The sequence below is a fragment of the Shewanella psychrophila genome (assembly GCF_002005305.1).
GTDB lineage: Bacteria > Pseudomonadota > Gammaproteobacteria > Enterobacterales > Shewanellaceae > Shewanella > Shewanella psychrophila.
In genome coordinates this window covers 1,568,017-1,591,515 of sequence record NZ_CP014782.1, presented here as the reverse complement: position 1 = coordinate 1,591,515, position 23,499 = coordinate 1,568,017, and the positions used below count along the sequence as shown (strand labels likewise).

The 23,499-nt window shown below is 43.4% G+C and carries 23 protein-coding genes and 1 pseudogene; 15 read left to right on the top strand and 9 right to left on the bottom strand.

Annotation, left to right across the window (positions count from 1 at the left end; translation table 11 throughout):
• The first annotated feature begins 386 nt into the window (after nucleotides 1-386).
• The 6 genes from sps_RS07120 (at nucleotide 387) to sps_RS28435 (ending at nucleotide 3,005) form a co-directional block, all read left to right on the top strand.
• Entirely contained in the window at nucleotides 387-572 is a 186-nt protein-coding gene (locus tag sps_RS07120) for a hypothetical protein (RefSeq protein ID WP_077751904.1), read from the top strand.
• Between the two features lie 3 nt (nucleotides 573-575).
• On the top strand, nucleotides 576-800 hold the full coding sequence (locus tag sps_RS07115; RefSeq protein ID WP_077751903.1) for a hypothetical protein: 225 nt from the start codon (nucleotides 576-578) through the stop codon (nucleotides 798-800).
• On the top strand, nucleotides 760-1,242 hold the full coding sequence (locus tag sps_RS07110; RefSeq protein ID WP_149027235.1) for a M15 family metallopeptidase domain-containing protein: 483 nt from the start codon (nucleotides 760-762) through the stop codon (nucleotides 1,240-1,242). The genes sps_RS07115 and sps_RS07110 overlap by 41 nt, the downstream gene beginning before the upstream one ends.
• A 63-nt stretch (nucleotides 1,243-1,305) precedes the next feature.
• Nucleotides 1,306-1,623 (top strand): hypothetical protein, encoded by a 318-nt coding sequence (locus tag sps_RS07105; RefSeq protein WP_077751901.1) that lies wholly within the window; start codon nucleotides 1,306-1,308, stop codon nucleotides 1,621-1,623.
• A 911-nt stretch (nucleotides 1,624-2,534) separates the two neighbouring features.
• Nucleotides 2,535-2,834: a DUF2913 family protein gene (locus sps_RS07095; protein ID WP_077751899.1), complete on the top strand. Its 300-nt coding sequence runs from the start codon at nucleotides 2,535-2,537 to the stop codon at nucleotides 2,832-2,834.
• Between the two features lie 24 nt (nucleotides 2,835-2,858).
• Entirely contained in the window at nucleotides 2,859-3,005 is a 147-nt protein-coding gene (locus sps_RS28435) for a hypothetical protein (RefSeq protein ID WP_169915696.1), read from the top strand.
• Between the two features lie 612 nt (nucleotides 3,006-3,617).
• On the opposite strand, the gene sps_RS28765 is transcribed toward sps_RS28435, so the two are convergent.
• Complete coding sequence (locus sps_RS28765) at nucleotides 3,618-4,055, bottom strand: site-specific integrase (RefSeq protein ID WP_077751898.1); 438 nt, start codon at nucleotides 4,053-4,055, stop codon at nucleotides 3,618-3,620.
• A 17-nt stretch (nucleotides 4,056-4,072) separates the two neighbouring features.
• On the opposite strand from sps_RS28765, the gene ospF reads away from it, so the two are divergent.
• The 4 genes from ospF to sps_RS07070 all read left to right on the top strand — a co-directional run bounded on the left by ospF (nucleotide 4,073) and on the right by sps_RS07070 (nucleotide 7,763).
• A complete protein-coding gene (gene ospF, locus sps_RS07085; RefSeq protein ID WP_237158011.1) occupies nucleotides 4,073-4,927 on the top strand; it encodes a type III secretion system effector phosphothreonine lyase in 855 nt (284 codons plus the stop codon).
• 161 nt (nucleotides 4,928-5,088) lie between these two features.
• Entirely contained in the window at nucleotides 5,089-5,289 is a 201-nt protein-coding gene (locus sps_RS07080; protein ID WP_077751897.1) for a transposase, read from the top strand.
• Between the two features lie 623 nt (nucleotides 5,290-5,912).
• Entirely contained in the window at nucleotides 5,913-6,347 is a 435-nt protein-coding gene (locus sps_RS07075) for a hypothetical protein (RefSeq protein ID WP_077751896.1), read from the top strand.
• Between the two features lie 207 nt (nucleotides 6,348-6,554).
• Complete coding sequence (locus sps_RS07070; RefSeq protein WP_077751464.1) at nucleotides 6,555-7,763, top strand: IS256 family transposase; 1,209 nt, start codon at nucleotides 6,555-6,557, stop codon at nucleotides 7,761-7,763.
• A gap of 554 nt (nucleotides 7,764-8,317) precedes the next feature.
• Here the strand turns inward: sps_RS07070 and sps_RS29295 are convergent.
• From sps_RS29295 to ggt, 3 genes and pseudogenes are all read right to left on the bottom strand, one after another.
• Nucleotides 8,318-8,733, bottom strand: a pseudogene (locus sps_RS29295) (transposase family protein); the annotation flags it as partial.
• Nucleotides 8,734-9,192: 459 nt separating this feature from the next.
• A complete protein-coding gene (locus tag sps_RS07060; protein ID WP_077751894.1) occupies nucleotides 9,193-11,373 on the bottom strand; it encodes a M3 family metallopeptidase in 2,181 nt (726 codons plus the stop codon).
• A gap of 465 nt (nucleotides 11,374-11,838) precedes the next feature.
• Nucleotides 11,839-13,587 (bottom strand): gamma-glutamyltransferase, encoded by a 1,749-nt coding sequence (gene ggt / locus sps_RS07055; RefSeq protein WP_077751893.1) that lies wholly within the window; start codon nucleotides 13,585-13,587, stop codon nucleotides 11,839-11,841.
• Between the two features lie 102 nt (nucleotides 13,588-13,689).
• On the opposite strand from ggt, the gene sps_RS07050 reads away from it, so the two are divergent.
• Nucleotides 13,690-15,033, top strand: a complete 1,344-nt coding sequence (locus tag sps_RS07050; RefSeq protein ID WP_077755579.1) for a GNAT family N-acetyltransferase — start codon at nucleotides 13,690-13,692, stop codon at nucleotides 15,031-15,033.
• Nucleotides 15,034-15,082: 49 nt separating this feature from the next.
• Here the strand turns inward: sps_RS07050 and sps_RS07045 are convergent, their stop codons facing one another.
• Both sps_RS07045 and hppD read right to left on the bottom strand, forming a co-directional pair.
• Complete coding sequence (locus sps_RS07045) at nucleotides 15,083-15,700, bottom strand: LysE family translocator (RefSeq protein ID WP_077751892.1); 618 nt, start codon at nucleotides 15,698-15,700, stop codon at nucleotides 15,083-15,085.
• Nucleotides 15,701-15,845: 145 nt separating this feature from the next.
• Nucleotides 15,846-16,886, bottom strand: a complete 1,041-nt coding sequence (hppD, locus tag sps_RS07040) for a 4-hydroxyphenylpyruvate dioxygenase (protein ID WP_077751891.1) — start codon at nucleotides 16,884-16,886, stop codon at nucleotides 15,846-15,848.
• Between the two features lie 218 nt (nucleotides 16,887-17,104).
• Here hppD and sps_RS07035 point away from each other — a divergent pair, with 218 nt between their 5' ends.
• The gene (locus sps_RS07035) at nucleotides 17,105-17,998 is read left to right on the top strand and encodes a LysR family transcriptional regulator (RefSeq protein WP_077751890.1); all 894 of its coding nucleotides are present in this window, start codon (nucleotides 17,105-17,107) and stop codon (nucleotides 17,996-17,998) included.
• 617 nt (nucleotides 17,999-18,615) lie between these two features.
• Entirely contained in the window at nucleotides 18,616-18,972 is a 357-nt protein-coding gene (locus sps_RS07030) for a DUF6508 domain-containing protein (RefSeq protein ID WP_077751889.1), read from the top strand.
• A 197-nt stretch (nucleotides 18,973-19,169) separates the two neighbouring features.
• Here sps_RS07030 and sps_RS07025 read toward each other — a convergent pair whose 3' ends face one another.
• A complete protein-coding gene (locus tag sps_RS07025) occupies nucleotides 19,170-20,159 on the bottom strand; it encodes a cytochrome-c peroxidase (RefSeq protein WP_077751888.1) in 990 nt (329 codons plus the stop codon).
• Nucleotides 20,160-20,409: 250 nt separating this feature from the next.
• Entirely contained in the window at nucleotides 20,410-20,640 is a 231-nt protein-coding gene (locus sps_RS07020) for a PGPGW domain-containing protein (protein ID WP_077751887.1), read from the bottom strand.
• Between the two features lie 231 nt (nucleotides 20,641-20,871).
• Between sps_RS07020 and sps_RS07015 the strand changes: the two genes are divergently transcribed.
• Nucleotides 20,872-21,603, top strand: coding sequence for a substrate-binding periplasmic protein (locus sps_RS07015; protein ID WP_077751886.1), 732 nt, complete (start codon nucleotides 20,872-20,874; stop codon nucleotides 21,601-21,603).
• 69 nt (nucleotides 21,604-21,672) lie between these two features.
• On the opposite strand, the gene sps_RS07010 is transcribed toward sps_RS07015, so the two are convergent.
• Nucleotides 21,673-22,080, bottom strand: a complete 408-nt coding sequence (locus sps_RS07010) for a YccF domain-containing protein (protein WP_077751885.1) — start codon at nucleotides 22,078-22,080, stop codon at nucleotides 21,673-21,675.
• Nucleotides 22,081-22,294: 214 nt separating this feature from the next.
• On the opposite strand from sps_RS07010, the gene sps_RS07005 reads away from it, so the two are divergent.
• Nucleotides 22,295-23,236, top strand: coding sequence for a pyridoxal-phosphate dependent enzyme (locus tag sps_RS07005; protein WP_077751884.1), 942 nt, complete (start codon nucleotides 22,295-22,297; stop codon nucleotides 23,234-23,236).
• The last annotated feature ends 263 nt before the right edge of the window (nucleotides 23,237-23,499 follow it).

Genomic DNA, 23,499 nt, shown 5'->3' with positions numbered 1-23,499 from the left:
CTTGTTCACTTGTTGCAGTATACTTCGAATTCAGTTCCTCGCTCTTTACCAGACAAACTCGGTTACCTTGCTGTGCAGTAATAACATCAAGATAACCAAACAAACCATAACAGCGCCAGTTGTTATGGTGTTTTTTGTGTTTTATTAATAAAAACAGGCTAAGTATTAAGTTTGTTTGTGAATTTATCAATGCAAAATTTTGCAATCAATTCAGTCAATAATAACTGAATTGATTGCCTATAAAAATCCCTTTATTCCCCACCAATTCGCAATAGCTAATTTAGCTTTTGCGAAGAGACCTTGATCTATTTATTCCACTTAATATCTAGTTTATTCCCTACGCATCCAGCTTTGTGATGCGTCAGTCAATCATGGATACCTTTTTTATGGTGAATACCAGCGAATTAGCCAGTATCGATGACGATACAAGCTTTCAACTCGATAACCGCACAGTGAAAGACAAGCTGCAATACATTTATGACTACGCAGCGAAGATTCCCAACTTCCCAAAAACAACATACGCAGCTGAAATAGAAACAACTGAAGTGAGTAGCGAATTTTATGCTTGGTGAATTATGAAATGTGTGATTACTGCAGCAAGTGAGGCCCATGGTCGTTTGATAGCTTACGGCGGCACCGGCTTGTGGGTGTTTAGCAATGAAGTGGCCGCCAAAGCCCGACTGGCTCGTTTTGCCTTTGATGTATTTAAATATTTCGACCAAGCCGACATAAATGCCAGCAGCAACAGGAGCCAGAACAATGAGCAGTACCTTAGATTTAATGCGCTACTTTACCGTTAAAGAGTTGGTGCCAGAGGCCATCTATTTGCGCCGTGGTGAGGCTGCCATCGAACTAATTGATCGTCGTATTGTGATAAGCGCCGAGGATCTTCGCCGTAATTTGATAGGTATTGGTTATGACCACCCGATAACCATTAACAATTGGTGTTGGGGCGGTAATCGCCAGTATTCAGGATTTAGACCCCCAGAAAGCCCTGATTATTCAGAAACCAGCCAGCACACGCGAGGCTGTGCCCTAGATGGAGTAAGCCAGATACCTATTAAGGTGATACATAAGCACATTTTAGAGAATCCAGATCTATACCCACACATTCGCTTTATAGAGATCGATATCGGTTGGCTGCACATTGACTGTCGCGATAATGCCAACGGTGTCCCGCTAAGGTGCTGGAGTCCACAGCGTGGCTTTGTGTCTGTCGAAACCTATTTTAAAGAGTTGTAAACCATGCGTGTTGCATCGAGGGGCTGGCATGTTGCTGGCCCTTTCTTTTAGGAGTATATAGCCGTGAAACTGTTAATTATTTTATGTTGTGTCCTGGTGAGTGTTTCGGCGTTCAGCGTTGAGCCATTGGTCACAGAGCCAGCCATCGACCTGGTGCCAATCATCACCGCCTTATTAGGTGATAAGGCCACTGCAGTCATTGTGATTGTATCGATCATTGGCTTTGTCTGGGCACAGCTTAGGCAATTGATACCGGCCGAGTATATGGCCAAGCTGCCTGGGTGGCTTATTTGGTACCTGGAACTGTTAGCCGCAAACAAAGGGAAGGCCGGAAACGCCTCAAGCAATAGCCCAGAACATCTTAAAAAATGGGGTGGGTAAAGGCGAGCCTGCTTATCCTGTCCTGCACAAGGATTCACTAGGAGACTGGGTTGTTGTGCGCGTCAATGGCCGTATAGATTCTCCTATGGGTCACATACACACGGTGCCATTTGAGAGTAAGCACCAAGTTTATGAATATTTTACCGATGAGTGCGCTAGGCGTGTGCAAAGAGGTTACGTGAAGGTAGCAAGATCAAATAATAATGGTTGATCCATAAAATCACGTATGCGACTACAGAAGGAGTAACTTGTGCTATGACGGCAAATAAAATCCTACTCATGTTCGATATTGATGACACCTCATTACTAAAGCACCAAAAGCTCAGTAACTGTGAACGAGACTTTCTGAAAACAATCAGAGATCGACTTAATCAAAGTAAGAAGGTTGCTGATCAACAGGTGACTCTATCTCACAAAATATTAAAGTTAGCTAATTAAGGGCTAGGTTTTTGCGCATGAAGTATCACATGTCCTTGCTTATCTTCTGCGCCCAAGTGTTCTTGTGAATTTCAGCCATATAAAAGCTGGCACCAATTAGTAATCACAAATATTGGTAAGGCTGATGCTTTAGATTACAAAGCTACAAAAAGAGGGTATAGCTCAAATCAATGGGATGATTAATTAAACCGTAGGTTTGATGTTAGCGGAGCACAACGCTTGGAAGCTTCCGCCTCGGCGGTGTAGTCCTTCGTCCTATGACCCCATCTTATTATGTGAAATGCATGAATAACTATGCTCTAGTGATTATAAATCAAAGAGTTCCATGAGTGTTGCATTTCATGTGGCGGACGGGGGTAAGCATACACCTCTGTGACACCTGGCTGCACGTATTACGAACGGGGCCCACTAGGTTAAAATTTCAGCCTGTTGCCTCAGTTTTTTTAGTTAAATAACCCTAAAGAGTAGATATTATGCCTATACATGTACATTTGAGTGAACCTCCTTACCAGGACGTAATGAAAAGTCTGGTCGATAACTCGCTGCTGCATCTCTATCTCACCGTAGCTGAAACTCCTCGCATTGTGCCGGTTCATAAGCGTAATGAGATCTTGGTACGTCACTTGAAACCAATGCTTAAGGACCGTCGTTATCGACGCGTGAAAAGTGAGCTACGCAGATTGTTGTCTACAGGCCGAAGTGCGAAGGGGGATTTAGAAGCTGAATTGATCGATGTTCATCTAGTAGAGGTTACGCCAAACAACCTCTACTAGATGAACATATACAAGGAAAAACATATGCTTAAAAAACAGTATACCGAAATTGAAAAATCGCGTCTAATCGACTTGCCCCAGTTTCCTGCGGGATTATTGATTCAATGGCTATCAACCAAACCGAGCTGGATGCAACAGCGGGTAATGAAACAACTTACACTCAAACACTAACATGGGTTAACTGATGTAGTTATAAAAGGTCATTATCTCTCAATGACTTTTTAGGGGGAGACTGAAGTGGCATAGTGAATTTGGACACTTAAATGTAAGTGGTAGACCAAGGCTACCTTGATATTATTGCAGATAAGTTGAATATGCGGCCTCGAAGAATACTGACCTATCTAACATCTGGTGCTATGATTTAATGCCATGTTGCGCTGACCCCTTGAATTCACCACCGCTCAACGGTTTGAAATAATTTAAAAGGTCAAGAGAGCTACAGTGTCGACACCTTGTGTTCAACCTTTAGAGTTCACTGCAGTAGTTTAGTTACTGGTCAATGAGGCTCAAAGAGGTTAATCCTGAACTCGCAAAGTTATAAAAAGATAGGAAGAATAGGACAGCCGTAACTCTTAATTATTTCAAATACCGCCGCAACCTACAATAATTCCCAGTTGGAGTCTGCAGAAGGCCCTCGTTTCGTGGCGGGGGCTTACCGCCTCATCGGAAATAATGCGTTTAACTAACTCGAAATAGAGACATCACTAAGGCACTTTCTAGTGCCTTTTTTATTTTTTTTAAAGCCTTTTTTAGAATATGATTACTAGGGAAGTGGTTATCTATTCACTTCCTCTTGCTACCTAAACTAGGCACTAAAACTACCTTTCTTTCATATGTATTCACTTGCCCCATGTTTTTATGACCACTAAATTGTTGCTTCTCAGCCAGTGTCCCTTCGAAATCACTAAGTGATTTTGCTTTGATATCGTGAAAAGTAAAATCAGTGGCTAGCTGTGGGTATTCTTCTTTCATTTTAGTTATTGCCCTTTTCCACGAAGACCTAAAGCCATCGCCTGTGAGTTTGCCTCCGCCGGTCTTGTTAATCACGAATATGCTGGCAACATTCCCCTGCAGTGATTTAGCTTCAGAGATCACTTTTCTTAGTCTATCGGACCAAGCCTTTATCTGCTTCTTGCCTATTTTTCCCTGTTGAATATATAAACCTTCATCTTGCGGACGGGGGAATTCAAGTTCGTGATCAGCTTTACTTGATCCATTCAATTATGTAAGGACATTTTATGCCAATATTTAAAAAAGAGTCTGAAACACCGGTTCAATCTAACCTTGGATTGAAGAGTCATGAGGTAGCAGCAAGCCCTGATCGCCGTACAAGTACACTCCCGGAGACTAATCGGACGTTATCCAACAAAAATCGGGAAAATCGACTAAAGATGCCTAGATTAAAGCTAAACTTACCACCTCTTATTGTTCCACAGCATATTCCACTACCTACTCCCAAAGTTTCTAAAGAGATCAAAAATGAAGATGTGGCAAATTTATTAAAAGAGATGGATACACAGCCTAAATCAAGTTTCAAAAATGCAGATTTTCATGGTAGTTATCAAACGCTATCTCAAGGAGATTATGAGAATCAGTGTTCCGGTTATAAACTATCTAATGTTCCATTTGGCGATGTATTTATTCATGCAAATAAAGAAAATGAATCACGGAAGTATTTGGGAGATAAAATCCATATCAGTATAGATAGAACTCAGCTTAGTGCTGGTTTTGATAGTATTCTACCTATTCTACTGTCTGAAGATAGTCCGATAGATAAATGGAAAGTGACCGACTTGAATCGTTGCCCACCAGATTCTCGTGTCGCGGTTGGAGCACAGTTAACCCTCTACGTTAAAGCTGATAAAGAGTCAGGTTACGTCCCGGCAGAGTTAAAAAAAGTGAAAGACTTTCTGGAAGAAATTGAGCTTACATTAAGCCAAAGTAGTACTTTACCTGGTGAGAAGCCTCAATCAGATGTCTCTGCTGCGAATTGGAACTTTATCTCTTACCGGAATGAAAATAGAAGTGATCGCGAAGGAGGTGCTTCACACCTACTTTATGAGGAGCCATTTTTCCAAGTTATATCAAATTAGTGATTTTTAAAGTTTATAAATCCTCTAGAATAGGTTATTAACTAATCATATAATATCTGGGGCCCCCTGTGTCAGGATTGTTTTCACCCCTTAAAATTAATCTGGTCTAATGGCTCCGGACACCTTGATTTTGGATAATACGATAATCAATCGAGGTGAACATGAATATAAAACGTCAGTATCGAACTTATACCAAAGAATTCAAAGAAGAGACCATCGGCTTAATCACTGAGCAGGGCTACACAATCCCACAAGCTGCAGATGTGCTAGGAGTACCGTCAAACCTGCTTTATATCTGGAAACAGAAGGCTGAAGAGTTAGAGACCTCAACCGTTAGCCAGATGAAAAAGCAGAGTTTTTAGCGCTTCTAAAAGAGGTTGAGCAATTGCCGGTGAAGAAAGACATTTAAAAAAAGGCCAGGGTGCCTTCTTCGCGAGAAAAATGAAGTAAAGTTTCGGTTTATTCGAGAGCATTACCCTCGATTCCCGATAAAAATGCTCTGCAAGTGAGTCGCAGTGCATCTTATGATTGGTTAGCTAGGCCCGCTAAAATTATTAGCGAATGAAAGTTTGATTTATACCGAACGGCAAAACGTCTTTTTAAGCGTAGCCTAAGCCTAAGCCATTCTAATTTTGGATGTCCTGCCTTTTTTCTTGGTGCAAATGACCCGAGCGACTGCTTGCTTATTACCCGTTATTTGAACGTCATTAAGGGATCTTGTTCTCTAATTTGACTCCTTTGTATCGGTGGTGAGATCTCCCAATCAAATCCTAAAGAGCCCCTTAGGCTTATTCGCTACAACAATAAAACTCTTAGTCTTGTTTATTACGAGAAGAATTTACTCTGTAAGGAGAAAGCTATACGAAGAAGACAAGTACTAAAACGAGAATAATTATTAATGCCATCAACCGAACAAGCTAGTTGAGGCTCTGCCCACTTTGGTGGGGTATTTTTTAATTCTACATTATAAAAAGTGAGATGAAATATGAGTAAATATATAGTTACCAATAGTGACGTAGTTACATTCGATACTGCTTTTGGAGAAGCTGGAGTAGCGACAGCTGTACCACCTTTAATTACTACCATAACTGGGACTGGGCACGCTCATATAGGAGAAAAGAACATGTGCATTCTTGGAGATGAAGAAAATGTGTCATTACCGGGGGTTTCTTATAGTACCAAAACCCATAGTGTTCCAGGTACGGCTACCTTAACCATTAAGAGTCTGGATGATGACCAAAAGGCAAGTTATGTGCTTAGTGATGCACAAGTGATTATTGTAGGGAGTAAGTTTCACGCAATATTAGAAGTAGATACTGCGGCAAAAACTCCTGAGCCGGCTTCATTAGATGATCCTATTACTACATACACAGGAACCGGAACATTCACTAATAGCAATAAATTTGTACAGGTAAGCTAACATAAGTCCGTGTTACAGTGAAAGCTAGTTGGTTCGTCAATAGCTTACTTTATCAGGGCGAAATCGCGAACAAATTTCAGTCAATTAAGAGAGGAAAAGCTTTTCAATTTGATGATGTTGTGATATTGCACTCCCTTTGAGCCTGTAAATAATTTTGTGTAACTACCTTTCAATCAGTACCCTATGTGGGTCAATGGAAGGTAGAGTATGAATAAAAAAGAACTAGAAGCATTCGCTAAACAAGCCGCTAAAGGCATTAAAACCGAAGCCGATTTAAATGACTTCAGGGCTATGTTAACCAAAGTCACTGTTGAGGCCGCATTAAATGCTGAACTCGATTATCACTTAGGCTATCAAAAAAACGAGAAGGTCGCGGCTGGTAATAACCGCAATGGCTACTCCCACAAACAAATAAAGACCGAAGATGGATGCTTCGAGTTAGACACTCCCCGTGACCGAAATGGTAGCTTTGAGCCTGAGATTGTTAAAAAGAACCAAAGCCGCTTCACCTCGATGGATGACAAAATTTTACATCTTTATGCGAAAGGAATGACGACACGAGATATTGTCGATACCTTTGATGAGATGTATGGCGCAGAGATATCACCAACGCTAATTTCTCGCGTCACTAACTCAGTCCTTGAGCGTGTCGTCGAATGGCAATCTCGTCCGCTAGAACCCGTGTATCCTATCGTTTACCTTGACTGTATTGTGGTTAAAATCAGGGAGAACAGTAAGGTCATCAACAAAGCTATTTTCCTCGCGCTTGGCGTTAACCTCGAAGGCCATAAAGAGTTACTTGGCATGTGGATAGCAGAGAACGAGGGCGCTAAGTTTTGGTTAAATGTACTGACAGAGCTTCAAAATCGTGGACTCAAAGATATCCTCATCGCCTGCATTGACGGTCTAAAAGGTTTTCCTGATGCCATAAATACCGTGTTCCCAAACACTCAAATCCAGCTCTGCATCGTCCATATGGTTCGAAACTCGATGAAGTTTGTGCCGTACAAAGATTACAAGGCGGTGACAGCTGATTTAAAGAGGATTTACCAGTCAGTGACCGAAGAGGAAGCGTTGCTTAATTTGGAACGTTTTGGCGAGCAATGGGACGCTAAATATCCTAGTATCTCAGCATCCTGGCACAGGCACTGGACTAATCTTAATACGCTATTTAATTACCCTCAAGACATCCGGAAAGCCATCTATACAACTAATGCTATCGAGTCATTAAACAGTGTGATTAGGAAAGCAATCAAGAATCGTAAGCTCTTCCCAAATGATGACTCAGCGAAGAAAGTCGTTTACTTGGCGATTATGCAAGCTTCGAAGAAGTGGACCATGCCGATAAGAAACTGGAAACCAGCACTCAATCGTTTTATTATTGAATTTGAAGATCGAATAGCAGACTATATATAATTTAGGTAGTTACACAGAATCTGCTACAGGGTCCTCCCTTTTGTTGAGACACTATCATGAGCCTCCTTGCCCTTACCAATCAGTTCGAATTAATTGAAGATCACCGTCAAGCGACCAAAGTTACTTATCCTTTGGTCGCGGTAGGAATTCATTGGTGACGACTACCCGCGCAGATCCGGACGTGCGCTACTAACGCATCCGGCTCCTACCACGGGTGTTTGGCGTAAAAGCGCTGCTCTGCTTCGGTAACCAATATTCGATGTAGTACTTGAAGCGCTCCCATGCCATGCGGTGTCGCTGACTATGTCGTTTTAAACTCTTTATCCAGAGCCTCTTTATTTATTACACTCGGATCTCCAGTACCAGTTTTAAGGTATTTGGGACTGATTTAGTCTCTGGAAGAACTCGGTTTAAACTCTACCTCAGAGAGATAAATAGGACTCATTGTTCGCCTAGACGTCTTACGGCTTGCCACTCTCCTATTCCTATGAGGTTCGCAGGCTCTTTCATCCTGACTTGACAGCCGCTAGCGCTGCTCCTCATCGCTTATGGTTAACCACTTCACCAGGGTTTTCAACGTACTTGCGGGTTGCCTTCATATCGTCAAAGGTATTCTCTGGCTCGCAGGAATAAAGAGATATAAGCTGGCTTGTTGCATCATCGATAAATATCAATAGGCAGCATTTCTCTGAGCGTCCTTCGAACCAGTCATGGTGAGAGCCATCTATCTGGATCAGCTTACCAACATAATCATGATGATATCGGGGTTGGTAAACCTGTATCTTTTGACGTTTACGGACTGTCCACTGGCGAGCTGCAATCATCCATTGTCGAAGCGTTTCACACGAAAGGCGAATGCGTGGAGCTCAGCGAGTTTTTCACAAGTGAGGGTGGGCTTGAGGTCAGCATACTTTTCTTTGACTATTTGAAGTACGTTTTCTCTAAAATCTGAAGGAAACCGTCGATTACTATATCGCACCTACAATATTCTTTTTTCCAATGTTCATTTTAAATTCCATTTTCTTGATTGGTATTACACCTCAAGAACTGATTCATCATTGCTCAAAAATAATACTGGGTCATTGAGGGAAGAGTTGAATACGTATGCATTGAACTAAGTCTGCATAAAAATAAGAAGAGGGATTTAAAAGGGCGAGTAAATAATAAGAGCCCTAAAAAGGGTAATGCCGGTAAGTTAAGAAAAAATATTGATAAAATAAGGGCTACAGGGGATTTAATCTAAATCTGGCTGTAGCCCTTACTCGTTCTGCTGTTAGTCAATGATTGCTACACAAATTCCGTTAATTCAGAAAGTGAATAAAAAGTGATTATGTATGCAAAATAGTGACTAAGTGATCGGCATTACCCTAAAAAGGGCTCTTATTTATTTTAATCTAAGCATGGACAAACTTTATGTTTGTGGGCGCAGTTATTTTGCAAGCAAACCACGACTGCGAAGTAGTGGGTCGATACCCGCTTCTTTGCCACGGAACTGCTTGTAAAGTAGCATAGGATCTTCACTGCCCCCCTGAGACAAGATGTTGTTTCTGAAGGCTTCTGCTGTAGTTTGGTCGAAAATACCGTTTTCTTTGAAGGCTTCGAAAGCATCGGCGCCTAAGATATCAGACCAAAGGTAGCTGTAGTAACCTGCTGAGTATCCACCAGAGAAAATGTGGGAGAAGTAAGTACTGCGGTAACGAGGTGCTATCTCATTGATAAGCCCCATCTTGTTAAGTGACTCAGCTTCAAACTTAGCCGCATCTTTCGGGGTAAAGTCGGTTACTGTGTGCCAATCAAGATCTAGCTTAGTCGCCGCCATGTATTCAACGGTGGCAAAGCCTTGGTTGAACTTGCTTGCAGCCTGAATTTTCTTTACCAGCGCCTGAGGGATCACTTCACCTGTCTTGTAGTGCTTAGCGAACTGAGCCAATACTTCTGGTTGAGTCATCCAGTTTTCCATCACCTGTGATGGGAACTCGACGTAATCACGTGGTACTGAAGTCCCAGCTTGAGAGCGATACTGAACATCTGACAACATGCCATGAAGGGCGTGACCAAACTCATGGAACAGAGTGCTGGCTTCATCAAAGGTCAGTAGTGAAGGCTCACCTGCTGCTGGGCGAGGGTAGTTAAGTACGTTAACGATAATAGGCTTAGAGTCGACGCCATTCATATTGTACTGCTGACGGTATGAGTTCATCCATGCACCACCACGCTTGCTGTCGCGTACGTAGTAGTCACCCATGAAGATGGCCATCAGAGAGCCGTCTTTGTCATAGACTTCCCAGGTACGCACTTCATCGTTGTACTTAGGCAGGTCGGTACGTTCCTTGACTGTGATGCCAAATAAACGATTTGCCGTATAGAATACACCTTTAAGGGTATTTTCAAGTGAAAAGTATGGGCGAGTCTGTTGCTCATTAAAGCTGTACTTAGCCACGCGGATCTTGTCTGAGTAGTACCACCAATCCCAGCCAGCAAGTTTGAAGTCGCCGCCTTCAGAATCGATAAGCTCTTGCATCACATCCACTTCGGCCTCTGCCTGAGCGAGGGCTGCAGGCCAAACCTTGTTGAGTAACTCATAGACATTTTCAGGTGTCTTAGCGGTGCGCTCTTCCAGTACGAAGTGAGCGTGGGTCTTGTAACCCATCAGCTGGGCGCGCTCTGCACGTAGCGCCGACATCTTAGCCAAAATCTGCTTGTTATCATTAGCGTTGTCGTTATTACCACGCATGATATAGCCGTTGTAGATTTTTTCGCGTAGTTCGCGACTGTCGGCATAGGTCAAAAATGGCGTGATAGAGGGACGTGAAGTGGTGAACACCCACTTACCTTCATGACCACGCTTTGCTGCAGTTTCTGCTGCTGTGTTAATCACATCTTGCGGCAGACCTGAAAGATCGGCCTTGCTATCGATCACGAGTTCAAATGCGTTAGTTTCGGCCAGTAGGTTGTCACCAAATTCTAAACTGAGCTTGCCAATCTGATCGTTAAGACCACGAAGCTTAGTCTTGTCTGCTTCGTTTAGGTTAGCGCCGCCACGAGTGAAAGACTTATAAGTGTCATCGAGTAGCTTAGACTGAGCGGTATTTAGATTCAGGCTATCACGTGAGTCATAAACTGCTTTTACTTTCTGGAACAATTGGTCATTGAGCAATACATCATCGCTGGCAGATGAAAGCATAGGTGAGACCTCTTTTGAGATCTTCTGTAGTGCATCGTTAGTGTCGGCGCCCGTTAGGTTATAGAAAACACTGGCAACCTTTGAAGTTAACTCACCTGAAAACTCCATAGCTTCGATAGTATTAGCGAAGTTAGGTGCTTCCGGGTTATCTATGATGGCTTGCATTTCGGCTTGATGTTGAGCAATGCCCGCCTTGAATGCAGGTAGGTAGTGTTCAGGTTTAATCTTATCGAAATCAGGAATACCTAGGTAAGTATCGTAAGGCTTAAAGAAAGGGTTACCTGCATTGTTGTCGATGATCTGCTGCGCTACGACGTTTGGTGCCACGTTCGTGTCGCTGCTTCCTGTAGTAGATGAGCTACAAGCACCTAATGCAAAGGTGAGTGCCATAGCGGTTACCAGTGGTTTGAGGGTTAATCCCTTCATATTTATATCCCCGATTTATTTTTATTTGCTTGTGTTGAAAATATTATCGTCCAGCCCATTACGAGCGAACGCGTGCAGTTTAAGTGAGACAAAAAGTTATCATGACAATTTATACGTCAAAAGCCTTAAACTGACGTTAAGAGCTTTTAAGTATCATGCTTAAAGGTGTTAAATCTATCAAAATAATGTTTTGTTTGTAACAAATGTTTTGAGTGCCCTGTTTTTATACATTACCTGGCACTTTTTGATAGGTTATTAACCACAAGCTTGATTATAGGTGAATTCAAATATCGGTAAGGCTAGTGCCTGCAGCGCTTAAGTTGTTAGAAATGAGTTAATTTGTTTCAGGCTCGTTTTAGTTTCTTTCTGACGACTTTTTCGGGGAGGGGAAGGGGGGAAGCATTTAACAAAGGGAAGCCACTGGCTTCCCTTTTGGGCATTGAATCCAAAGAGGTGTATCCGGAATTAATAACCTAAGGTCAGTGCTCCGGCTCGGCGAGGATCTGATGAACCAAATACGCCTTGCTCTGTGACCATTATCGATTGAGTCGAGCCGATGGCATTGCCGACACTGACTTTATGTCCCTTAGCTTCGAGCAACTCAATGGTGTCACGATTTAAGCTTTGCTCGACACGCAGTACATCGGGTAACCACTGATGATGTATGCGAGGCGCTGCAGTCGCTTCGGCGATATTAAGATCATGGTCAATGACATTCATGATGATCTGCATCGTGGTGGTGATGATGCGTGATCCACCCGGGCTGCCAGTGACGATAAACGGTTTGCCATCTTTCATTACTATGGTTGGGCTCATGGAGCTGAGTGGGCGTTTATGGCCCTCTACTGAGTTTGCTTCACCGCCTACCAGTCCATAACCATTGGGAGTACCGGGTTTTGCGGAAAAGTCATCCATTTCATTGTTGAGTAAGATGCCAGTGCCTTTTGCCACTAAGCCAGATCCATAGCTGAAATTGAGGGTGTAGGTATTTGATACCGCGTTGCCCCATTTGTCGACTACAGAGTAGTGAGTGGTTTGGTTACTCTCATAAGGTGCAAGCTTACCTGGCTTAATTTCGCTACTTGGCGTCGCTTTGTTAATTGTGATTTGACTGGCTAACTTTTTGGCATAATCTTTACTGGTCAAGGCCTGTACCGGTACTTTATAGAAATCTGGATCGCCGAGGTATTCACTGCGATCTGCATAAGCGCGTTGCATGGCCTCGGTCATCAGGTGTAGGGTCGCAGCGGTATTATGGCCAAGCTTGTCGATTGGAAAGTTTTCTAATATGTTGAGCATTTCGACGATGTGGACACCGCCTGATGATGGTGGTGGCATAGACACGACTTTATAACCACGATAATCACCAGTTACTGGCTTACGCTCGACAACTTTATAGTGTTTTAGATCATCCAATGTCATGATCCCGCCAGCCCCTTGAACCGCAGCTACTAGCTTTTGGGCCGTTTCACCTTGGTAGAAGCCCTTGCTGCCTTGCTTGGCGATTAAGGATAAAGAATGGGCAAGCTCAGGTTGTTTTAGCACTTCACCGACTTGATAATTACTGCCATCTGCTTTATAAAATATCTCGGCAGAGCTTGGCCATTGGGCGATACGTCTTTTTAGGCCAATTAATGAGGTAGAGAGATCTGGTGTGACAGTTATGCCTTCACCCGCCATTTTTATCGATGCGGCCATCACTTGCTTCATGGTCATGGTGCCATATTTCTCGAGGGCCAGTTCCATGCCCATCACTGTGCCTGGCACACCGACTGCCAAGCCGTGTTCGCGGCTCAGCTTAGCAACGGCGTCTCCATGCTCATTGAGGTACATGTCTCTATGGGCTTTCGATGGCGCCATCTCGCGGTAATCGATAGCGATAGTCTTGTTGGGCTCGGCGAGATGAACCAACATAAAGCCACCGCCGCCTATGTTGCCTGCACGAGGCAAGGTGACTGCCAGTGCAAAGCCAACTGCAACGGCTGCATCGACGGCGTTACCGCCTTGCTTTAAAATCTCTACACCAGCTTTAGTCGCCAATGTTTCTTGACTCGACACCATGCCATGCTTAGCCCAAACGGGTTGCACGGTTGCCATGTGGCTGTATATTGAAGACTCGGCGGCGTGTACGGGGGCAACATGAAATGCCGAGGATAAACCCAGTAAAGGTACGGCCACAGACATGGCGACGAATAAGCGTTTCAGCGAGCGCATTGAGATCCCCTTTTCTTATACTAGAAAGTTATAGTTATATATTTGATGCTGCAATGTGACGTTAATCATATAAAATTGCAAGACAAAAAATGGGAGAAGTACTTGTTCGGAGCTGAGATAAAGTTTGAGTTTTCGCCATCCATTTCCGCGATACGGGCCGATGAATGGAATAGCTTGATGCAGGGAAATGTTAAGGAGAGCGGTAAGGGAGGAAACCCCTTTACTCGTTATGAATATTTATTGGCGTTAGAGCAAAGCGGATGTGTGTGCCCGAAATCCGGCTGGACTCCTATGCATATGTCGGTATTGCGCCAAGGCAAGCGGATTGCGGTAATGCCCCTGTATAGTAAAAGTCATTCCTATGGAGAATATGTGTTTGATTGGGCCTGGGCCGAGGCTTATGAAAGGAACAATATTGAGTATTATCCTAAGTTATTGAGCGCTGTGCCTTTTACGCCAGTCACAGGTAATAGGTTAGGCATAGATAGGCAATTAAGTGAGCAAGAGTCTCAGTCTGTTGTCTCCTTGATGATGGAAGCTTTAAATCATGAGATGAGACGTGGGAGCTATTCCAGTTGGCATTGCCTATTTATGCCCGAGGGGCAACATAGGCTTATTTCCCAATCACAATCACAAGAGTCCCATTTAGATCCACTGTTAGAGCTAGGCTCAGCATCATCAGCACCAGCAGCTCTAAATGTAGCGCCAAGGCCCCTTAAGAGAACGGGCACTCAGTTTCATTGGCGTAACCAAGATTATCAAGGATTTGATGATTTTTTGTCTGTTATGAGTTCCCGTAAACGCAAAAATATCCTCAAAGAGAGGAGTAAGGCTCAAAGTAAAGGGTATACATGTAGGTTTATTGCGGGTGTTGATGTGACAGAGGTTCAGTGGCAATCTTTCTATTACTGTTACCAAATTACTTATGCCAAACGCTCGGGACATTACGGCTATCTCAATTTAGATTTTTTTAAGTTAATTGGAAAAACCATGGCGGGCCAAGTGCAGTTGCTGGTTGTCGAAAAGCCCTTACTACAGCCCGATAGTTCGGATACTCCAGAGAGCTTAGATGACCATATAGACTCAAAAGAGGAGAACGGCGAATCCCGGATCGTCGCTGCAGCGCTCTATTTCAATAGCGATACTCATCTCTATGGCCGATACTGGGGCTGTTTGGAAGAGGCCGATGCATTACATTTCGAGGCATGTTATTACCAGGGAATTGAATTCTGCATCAAGCATGGTTTAGAGACATTCGATGCGGGGGCTCAGGGGGAGCATAAGATTTCCAGGGGATTTGAGCCAGTGGAGACCTACTCAAACCACGAGATAGCTCATCCCGCTTTTAGAGACGCCATTGAGAATTTCACTTTGCAGGAAGCCGAACAAAATCGGCTTTACATGATAGAGGCAGCGAAGTTACTGCCGTTTAAAGCGATGGAATAAATGAGGCTCTAGCTTGTAGAAGCTAAGAGCTAGAGCCTAGGAATCACATTTAACCTAATGCCAGCCAGAAACCGACGCCTATCATCAAGGAACCTGCGATACGATTCATTAGTTTAATGTTGTCACCCTTAGACAAAAACACCCTTAAGCTTTTCCCGCCTGTGGCATAGGCGAGCATAGCAACGGCTTCAGAGAACAAGATGATAGACAATAACCAGAAGAGCTGAGGCACCACCGCTTTATCAGCGCTGATGAATGGCGGTAACAGGGATATCATGAAAGCCCAACTCTTAGGATTTGATAGGGCTGTTAGTAGGCCTTGGTTGAACAGTGTCATGCGACTTACTTCTGTCTGTGCCTCTGTGGTTATGGTCATTTTCCCTTTAGATAACCACATTTGGATACCTATATAGATAAGGTAAGCACCACCGGCATACTTGATCACCGAGAAGGCCTGAGGATAGTTGAGCATGATGCTTGCAACGCCCATGACGGCTGCAATAGCAACGATAGCCACGCCAATCAATTCCCCTCCCATCATCCATAGGGTGCGACGCACACCTATGCTCATGCCTAAAGTCATGGCGAGCGTCATGCACATGCCGGGTGTGATTGCGACAAAAAAGAAGGTGGGTAAAAAAACAGCGAGTAGGGCGATATCTGGCATCTGTAATAAGCTTCTTAGTTTTTGTTATAAGGAGGCTCAGTCTAGAGAATATTTTGCTCACTGAAAACAAAAAACCAGCCTTTAAGGCTGGTTTTACATCGGGCTAACCTAAATTGGCAAATTTGTTAACGTTAGAGACTGGAGGCTAGAGTACGCCGCGACGTTGTTGATCACGCTCGATTGACTGAAATAGGGCGGTAAAGTTACCTTCGCCGAAGCCCTGATTATTCTTACGTTGAATGATCTCGATAAAGATAGGGCCGAACAGATTTTTAGTGAAAATCTGTAGCAGGTAGCCATCGTCATCGCCGTCGATCAATATCTGATGATGCTTGATACGTGCTCTGTCTTCGGTGACCTGAGGCAGCTTATCGAAGATGGTATCGTAGTATTCAGGGATAATGTCTAATGTCTGAATCGATGAGCCTTCCATTGCATCGAGAGAAGCAACGATATCACGGCTTCTGAATGCCAGATGTTGTACGCCTGGGCCATCATACTCTTTCAGGTATTCATCGATCTGATTCTTGTCGCTGCCTTTACCTTCGTTGATAGGAATACAGAAGCTTCCATCCGGTGAGCGTAGGGCGTAAGAGATCAAGGCCGTTTGAGCCCCTTTAATATCGAAATAGCGCACTTCGGTGAAACCAAAGATATCTTTATAGAAGTTAGACCAGAACTCCATAGTGCCTTGGTAGACATTGTTGGTGAGATGATCGACTTCGATAAAGCCTTTTTCCTGAGTGATAACTTGCTCTTCAAGATCGACGAAATCATCTTGGTAGATATTCTTCTCTTCGCCAAAAATGTCGATAAAGTAAATTAAGCTGTCACCTATGCCATAAATAGCCGGATAAGGATGATCTTTGTTAGCATCATCGGCAGGCTTAGCACCGCGTGCTACCGCACCGTCGAAGGCAAACTGTGCATCTTCTACACGCCAGCCCATAGAACAGATAGCAGGACCGTGACTCTTAGCAAACTCGGCTGAGAAACCACTTCGCTCGTTGTTCAGCAGGAAGTTGATGTCATTTTGCTTGTAGTAACTGATATCTTTGTTCTTGCTCTTTTTCAGTTTTGAGAAACCGAAATCGATAAATACTTTATGCATGAATTCAAGATCTGGGGTGGAAAATTCAGTGAATTCTATGCCCAATAAACCCAGTGGATTTTGTTCGCTTGCCATTGTTCTATCCTCGTTCAATTTTTCATGCACCTTGATATGTGCTTTTTATCTACTTGGCGAAGTGATGTCTTTTTGTTTTGATCCAGACGCCAGTTTCACTTTAATTGTGATCTTAATATCAATTTAGTTGCTAGGATGAACAAAAAAAAGAATAATAATTGGCGTGAGTTAATCTATAAATTAGATGGTATGTTAATGTTTACACTAATGAGGCATGTATGCGTATAGATGTTGATGCATTTAAAGTGCTTGAGGTTTTGGTCGAAGAAGGCAGCTTTGCTAAGGCTGCAGAGCGTTTGCATAAGGCTCAGTCTGCGGTTAGCTATCAGGTCAAGAAGCTAGAGCAACACTTAGGTGTAAATCTTTTTTGTCGGGAGCAGTACCGAGCTGAATTAACTCCAGAAGGTAAAGTTATACTTGCCGAAGGCCAGAGACTGTTGCAGTACCTTGCAAACATTGAACATTTAGCGAGCAGGTTCAGTGAGGGCTGGGAGCCAAAATTAGAGTTGGTGATTGACGGCGCCTTGCCGATGGAGCCGATCATGAAGGCACTAAAACGCATGGCCGCTCATCAGATCCCGACCAAAATACAGCTAAATATGGAGTTTTTGGGAGGCGTACAAGATAGGTTTGAGCGGGATAATGCCGATCTGATGCTTGTGAAAGACTATCGAACTGGCCCCAATTATCGACCTCAGTCCCTGCCGGACATCACCAGTATATTAGTGGTAGCGGCAAGCCATCCCTTGGCTGTGGAAGAGAACATCTCGTTATTTGAGTTGCAAAGGCATGTTGAACTCACTATCGAGGACTCCTCTCCCGAGATAAACTATCAGGATGAGCTTCAATTTGGTGGTGATAAGGTATTTTATCTGTCGGGGTTCATCATGAAGAAGAATGCCTTAGAGATGGGTCTGGGTTTTGGTTGGATGCCTGACTTTCTTATCCATGATGAACTCAAGCGTGGGGATCTAGTAGAGGTGGAATTTAGTGGTGGTAGCCGTCACAGCTTCACACCTAAGCTAGTGTCGACCATGGAGCGTCCATTGGGTAAGGCGGGACGTCTGTTTACTGAGCTCATTATGGAAGAGTTCGATCGTGCAGAGCTTTAATCTTGTGGTGCTTTTCACTCTTATCTTTCTTCTCATTTTTAGCGTTTGCATCAAATGGGGCGTGGACGGTGCAAAAACCAATTACCGAAACCAATTCTTGAAACCAAAGCTACCTTTACAAAAATGTTTATAAATATCCCGAAGTTCATCTAAGGCTCTGGCTACACTGCTGGCTAAAACTTTCGAGCTGGACTTACCTATTTATAGCATATTGGTTATTCATGGCTTGTCTATAACCAATCGGCAATGGCGGCATTGCATATTAGGAATCAGAACCAAAGGGTATTATGTTTAGCTGTAAGCTCTCAAATGAGGAAGGTAGGTCTCTCAGCCATCTGAAGAGTGTATAGCAGCCTGCCATATCCTGTTTATCTATAAAGTAAATCTGTTTAGCTGCCGATATTTAAGATATAGCATACCGTTAAGCTTAGGTTCAGTTGATTTATCCTATGATGTGGATATTAAATGAGTGGTACGACATATGCAGACATTCTTTACTAGAGAAAGTCGATTATTGAGAAGTCGAAATAGCAATTTCAGCGAGCATATGTATAAAGTGGTTTTACAGGTTTATCTGTTATTCACTTCACTCTATCCCCGTTGATAGGAGGTATCAGATGAAACAGTCATTTAGCCATCAGACATCGAATCTTTATGCTAAGTATGTGAGTATTTTAGCCTGTGGTGATAAACCCATCTCTGTATGTAAAATACAGGAATTTACGGATGATCTTGCCAAGAGTCACTTGTTATTGTCAGACTTTAACTGGGATGATTGGTATCAAAATAGCCATTTAGTTGACAGGCCCGAGTACATTGCCGATGCTAGCTTGCATGATTGCCAGCTATTGCTCACGGCCATGACGCGTCTCGAACGCTTTAGCCCGGGCGTAATGGATAATATGAGGCGTCAAGGTGTCTTGCTTGCAATCCTAGAACGTTATAATAATGTTTCTATGCAACTTGCCTGCTAGTCGCCGATAGACGGCTAGAGCTCGTTAGTTTATTTATGAGCTTCTTATAGTAAGTAAGAGCGCATACTCTTTATTTAAGAGAAGCCAGACATAAAGCAAGTTTCAAGCCTTCCATGGCAAGCTTGCATAAATGTTCCGGATACAAGAACGCCAGCATTAAGCTGGCGTTCTTGTATCCGAAGCTTTTACCGATTGGTCTAGCCCCCAAATGGTACTGGTCTCGGTGTGTTCGCATTCGATGGCGGTAAGATAGGTAAAACTATCTGTGGTTGATCGCCGGTGAGTGACTTAAGGAAAGCAACCATCTCTTTGACTTCAGTCTCTGACAGTTGCTGGCCGAGCTGAATATCTGCCATGGTATTCACAGCTTCTTCCAGTGTCCAAGTTGCGCCGTCATGGAAGTAGGGATAGGTTAACTCGATATTTCTAAGTGTCGGTACCTTAAATACAAACTTATCTGCTGAATTACCTGTTACAGCAATACGCCCCTTAGCTGGGTTATCGGTGTGGAAAGGTTTGACCAAGCCCATCTTCATATACATGGTGCCACCAACAGCTGGTCCGTTGTGACAGCTAGTACAACCTTTGTCTTTAAACAGTTGATAACCTGACTTTGCTTGTGCACTGATTGCTGATTTGTCGCCTTTAAGGAACTGGTCAAACGGGCTATTCGGTGTCACCAAGGTTTTTTCAAATTCAGCAATAGCATCGGTAATATTTTCGATATTCACTGAGTCTTTGCCATAAATAGCTGCGAATCTGGCTTGATAATCAGGCATTGAGTTGACTGTTGTAACGGCGAGTTCATGGGTAAATCCCATTTCCCCCGGGTTAGCTATTGGACCGCCTGCTTGTTCTTTCAGATCTTTGGCTCGCCCATCCCAGAATTGGGCTAAACCGTATTCTGCATTGAGTACGGTTGGCGAATTAATTGGACCTTCTTGCCAGTTGTGACCTATGGATGTGGGTAGTGCATCGACACCACCTAATGACAGGTTGTGGCATGAGTTACATGAGATAAAGCCTGATTTGGAGAGTCTTGGTTCGAAAAAGAGCATCTTACCTAATTCAACTTTTTCCGGTGCAGTGATTTTTGCGGGTTCAATAATCTCGATAGGTTCCTGAGCCATGGCAGCTGTGCTGAATATTGTGATAATCGCGAGAGAAACAGAAGAAAATCGCTTCATACTTGACCTCACATTAATACTTGTTTTTTGTGTGGGTACTTAATGGGGTCATCTTAATATTTCACAAATAAATGGGGTAACACTTTGTTTAGATTGAGTCTATCGTATGTTTGGATTAAGTAATCGTGAAGCAGATCTCAGATACTCATTAGGGATTCAGGCAGGGAGGGTCATTCAGGTCACGTTCTGATTATGTTTGTGATCCATGTTTGCGCTCTAAGTGTCTCAGGGGATAGGAGGTTAAGAATTGCTATGAGCGCTTCATCTTTCTCAATAAGATCTTTCTATCTAGCCAAGCTGCTGAAGCTGAAAACTGGCGCTGACTCTTTCGCAGCCAAATCTTTGCCCAAGGGTATTCCAGACTTAAGATGGCAAGCCCTATTGGCAATAGAAGCCAAGCGGGACCGGGCAGCGCCAACAGAGCGATTCCGGCGAGTGTCAGTAATCCTCCGATAATGGAGATAAGCACTTTACGGATCATAACTGTTCCTACTTAATCATAATATGTTAGCCAATGTCTCATTATTAAGGCCATACATGCTAGTCGACAATTGTAACAAAGGCTGACTAGAATACCGGATAACCAGCAAGTATAAACTGTCTATACTTATGTAAAATCAATTTTAGATAGGATAACTTCATTAACCGATTAAGAATTATATTGGCGTTTTCTGGGTTGAGTCACTCATCAGTGAAGTGCGGATTGAGGTTTGTGTTACTTTTAACCCTATTGATAAGCTCGTCCGCTAAAGCTGATACCCTTAAGCTGACGTCTTTACATTGGCCACCTTATTCCGGAAAAACTCTGGTCGATCAAGGGGCATTGATTGCTATTACTCGAGCAGCTCTCAATGCCATGGGTCATGAACTCTTGGTCGATTTTTATCCATGGAGCCGAGCTGTGAGGCTGGCTAGCCGGGATGATTCTATGTATCTTGGATACCTGCCCGAATACTCTTATCCGACACAGGCTTTTATTTTTTCTGAATCACTAGGTGTAAGCCCATTGGGCCTGGTAGAGAGACAAGTTAATCCTATTCGCTGGCCAAAGCTTATCAATCTAAATGAGTATACATTAGGTGTGGTCAGGGATTATGTGAATACTGCCGATCTGGATATTATGATTAAGCAGGGGGCTCAACCTGTAGAAGTCGTCAGTTCTGATGAACATAATATCAAGAAGGTGGCAACGGGTCGTGTTGATGGCGCCGTGATTGATGTTCATGTCCTCAGGTTTATATTGGCGAGAGAAGATTTGAAGCCATTAGCCGATAAGTTACAGATGAATCAAAAGCTGCTCGAAGAGAAGCAACTCTATGTTGCCTTTAAAAACACGCCAGATGGCCACAAGTGGCGAAGTATTGTTAATCATGGTTTAACCAGAATAGATGCTAAATCTATTTTAGATGATTATATGGCTTCTGTTACGGCGGCTAGTCAATAATGGCAAAACCTTTCACGATGGCTTAACGCTTTGATTAAGCCACCTGTATACCGTTACCTAATGATCACTTTAGGCTTTCGACACGACACTTTGGCCGATTGGGGTTAGGCTTAACATGGCCAGCTTGAGATGTTGAATGCCAAAAGGGATACCAATAATCGTTACAAAACAGGCTAAGGCATGTGTGATATGTCCGATGGCGAGCCAGATCCCGAATAATAAGAACCAGATAATGTTACCTACTGTGCCAAAAGCGCCTGTTCCCATATCTTCTTGCCCTGAGAGATGTCTTCTATTCATCTGTTCTTGACCGAATGGCCAAAATGTCATTTCACCTATGACAAAACAGGCGCGTCCGAATGGGATCCCTATGATACTGATGAAGCAAAGTAGGCCAGCTAGCCACCATGCTAACCCCATGATGAAGCCGCCAAGCACAAACCAAGCTATGTTAAAAATTAACCGTAATACTGCCATTTAGGCCTCCAGTGGAACTGCGTCTTTTATGTTTATTCTTAATGCTATTAAGCAGGTACCGTGCCAATTGTTTAAACCCTTTAGTTTCAATTGCTTGTCGGTGGTGGTGGGGCGGAAGTTAGTGAGATTAATCAGCTTTTAGTTCTTTTAGTCGATTGTAAGGTGTATCCGGTGGTAACATCACTCTCTGTCTATTCCAGTTTATTGTCTTGAAATGAAGTTAAGCCACACCCCTGTCGATACCATAGAGATGTTTAACAGAGACATTTTTGTGAAGCGAGATGATCTGCTCCACCCCGAATTTTCGGGTAATAAGGCGCGAAAATTTGCCTATTTCCTCGAGCATGATTTTCCGGGAGTATGTAAGCTCATCGGCTATGGCTCACCCCAGGCAAACTCACTTTATTCTATGTCGGCGCTAGCTAAACTTAAGGGGTGGAGTTTAGAGTTTTATGTGGATCACATCGCTTCTCACATCAAAAAAAATCCCAGCGGTAACTACGGCGCGGCATTAGCTAATGGTGCACGTGTCATATCACTAGACACTCTGGATAATAGCGAAGGACGGGACACATATACCTATATACAAGAAGTCGTGCAGCCCCATGAGGCAAATGTGGTTTTTGTGCCTGAAGGAGGGCGCTGTGAGTATGCCGAGTTCGGGGTATCTAAACTGGCTGAGGAAATAGTGCAGTGGGCAGATGAGAATGAATTACATCATCTTGTCGTTTTCCTGCCGTCGGGTACCGGCACAACAGCTCTATATATTAATAAGTACTTTGTTGAGCAGGGGATAAGTATTCGGGTACTTACCTGCGCTGCGGTTGGGGGAAGTGCTTACTTAACTCAGCAATTTACCGAGCTGTCTGACAATCCCAAACATCATCCTGAGATTGTGACTCTTGAAAAAAAATATCACTTCGGGAAGTTGTACCCTGAGTTTTATGAGATGTGGAAAACGCTCTCACTCAGCGGTATCGCTTTTGAGTTACTTTATGACCCTCTGGGTTGGCTGGCACTGGAGCACTATCTAAACTTGAGCGCAGAAGATGTGCCTATCTTGTACCTTCATCAAGGGGGATTATTAGGTAATGAAACTATGTTGCCGAGATACACGAGAAAATACGGTGATGAAATGGTTAATTGTTCGAACTAAAAGTGAGTATTGGGGAAGAGAGTAAGTGGAGGAGTGTATTTACCGTTTGGTCAGGCTAAGTATCTGTGAAAGTGATACAGCCTGAACCAAAGGTAGGAGGTTGCTTTATTGCTTAATAGCCGACTTATGGTGCCGGTCCTATCTGTTTCCTGTTATTAGCGGGGAAACATTCGATACCAGTGAGAGGAGTGTATCGATTAGCATCTGTTGATTGTTTTAACTAACTCTAACTAGCAGCCTAGTGAGAGGTTTGACGAGAGCTA

Excerpts from the sequence above, each read along its gene's own strand:
- sps_RS28435 (WP_169915696.1), top strand. The coding sequence starts at position 2,859 with ATGCTTAAAAAACAGTATACCGAAATTGAAAAATCGCGTCTAATCGAC.
- sps_RS07020 (WP_077751887.1), bottom strand. The coding sequence starts at position 20,640 with ATGATCCGTAAAGTGCTTATCTCCATTATCGGAGGATTACTGACACTC.
- sps_RS07080 (WP_077751897.1), top strand. The coding sequence starts at position 5,089 with ATGAATATAAAACGTCAGTATCGAACTTATACCAAAGAATTCAAAGAA.
- sps_RS07060 (WP_077751894.1), bottom strand. The coding sequence starts at position 11,373 with ATGAAGGGATTAACCCTCAAACCACTGGTAACCGCTATGGCACTCACC.
- sps_RS07115 (WP_077751903.1), top strand. The coding sequence starts at position 576 with ATGAAATGTGTGATTACTGCAGCAAGTGAGGCCCATGGTCGTTTGATA.
- sps_RS07045 (WP_077751892.1), bottom strand. The coding sequence starts at position 15,700 with ATGCCAGATATCGCCCTACTCGCTGTTTTTTTACCCACCTTCTTTTTT.
- ospF (WP_237158011.1), top strand. The coding sequence starts at position 4,073 with ATGCCAATATTTAAAAAAGAGTCTGAAACACCGGTTCAATCTAACCTT.
- sps_RS07075 (WP_077751896.1), top strand. The coding sequence starts at position 5,913 with ATGAGTAAATATATAGTTACCAATAGTGACGTAGTTACATTCGATACT.
- sps_RS07110 (WP_149027235.1), top strand. The coding sequence starts at position 760 with ATGAGCAGTACCTTAGATTTAATGCGCTACTTTACCGTTAAAGAGTTG.
- sps_RS07120 (WP_077751904.1), top strand. The coding sequence starts at position 387 with ATGGTGAATACCAGCGAATTAGCCAGTATCGATGACGATACAAGCTTT.
- sps_RS07070 (WP_077751464.1), top strand. The coding sequence starts at position 6,555 with ATGAATAAAAAAGAACTAGAAGCATTCGCTAAACAAGCCGCTAAAGGC.
- sps_RS07095 (WP_077751899.1), top strand. The coding sequence starts at position 2,535 with ATGCCTATACATGTACATTTGAGTGAACCTCCTTACCAGGACGTAATG.
- sps_RS07030 (WP_077751889.1), top strand. The coding sequence starts at position 18,616 with ATGAAACAGTCATTTAGCCATCAGACATCGAATCTTTATGCTAAGTAT.
- sps_RS07010 (WP_077751885.1), bottom strand. The coding sequence starts at position 22,080 with ATGGCAGTATTACGGTTAATTTTTAACATAGCTTGGTTTGTGCTTGGC.
- hppD (WP_077751891.1), bottom strand. The coding sequence starts at position 16,886 with ATGGCAAGCGAACAAAATCCACTGGGTTTATTGGGCATAGAATTCACT.
- sps_RS07025 (WP_077751888.1), bottom strand. The coding sequence starts at position 20,159 with ATGAAGCGATTTTCTTCTGTTTCTCTCGCGATTATCACAATATTCAGC.
- ggt (WP_077751893.1), bottom strand. The coding sequence starts at position 13,587 with ATGCGCTCGCTGAAACGCTTATTCGTCGCCATGTCTGTGGCCGTACCT.
- sps_RS07005 (WP_077751884.1), top strand. The coding sequence starts at position 22,295 with ATGAAGTTAAGCCACACCCCTGTCGATACCATAGAGATGTTTAACAGA.
- sps_RS07035 (WP_077751890.1), top strand. The coding sequence starts at position 17,105 with ATGCGTATAGATGTTGATGCATTTAAAGTGCTTGAGGTTTTGGTCGAA.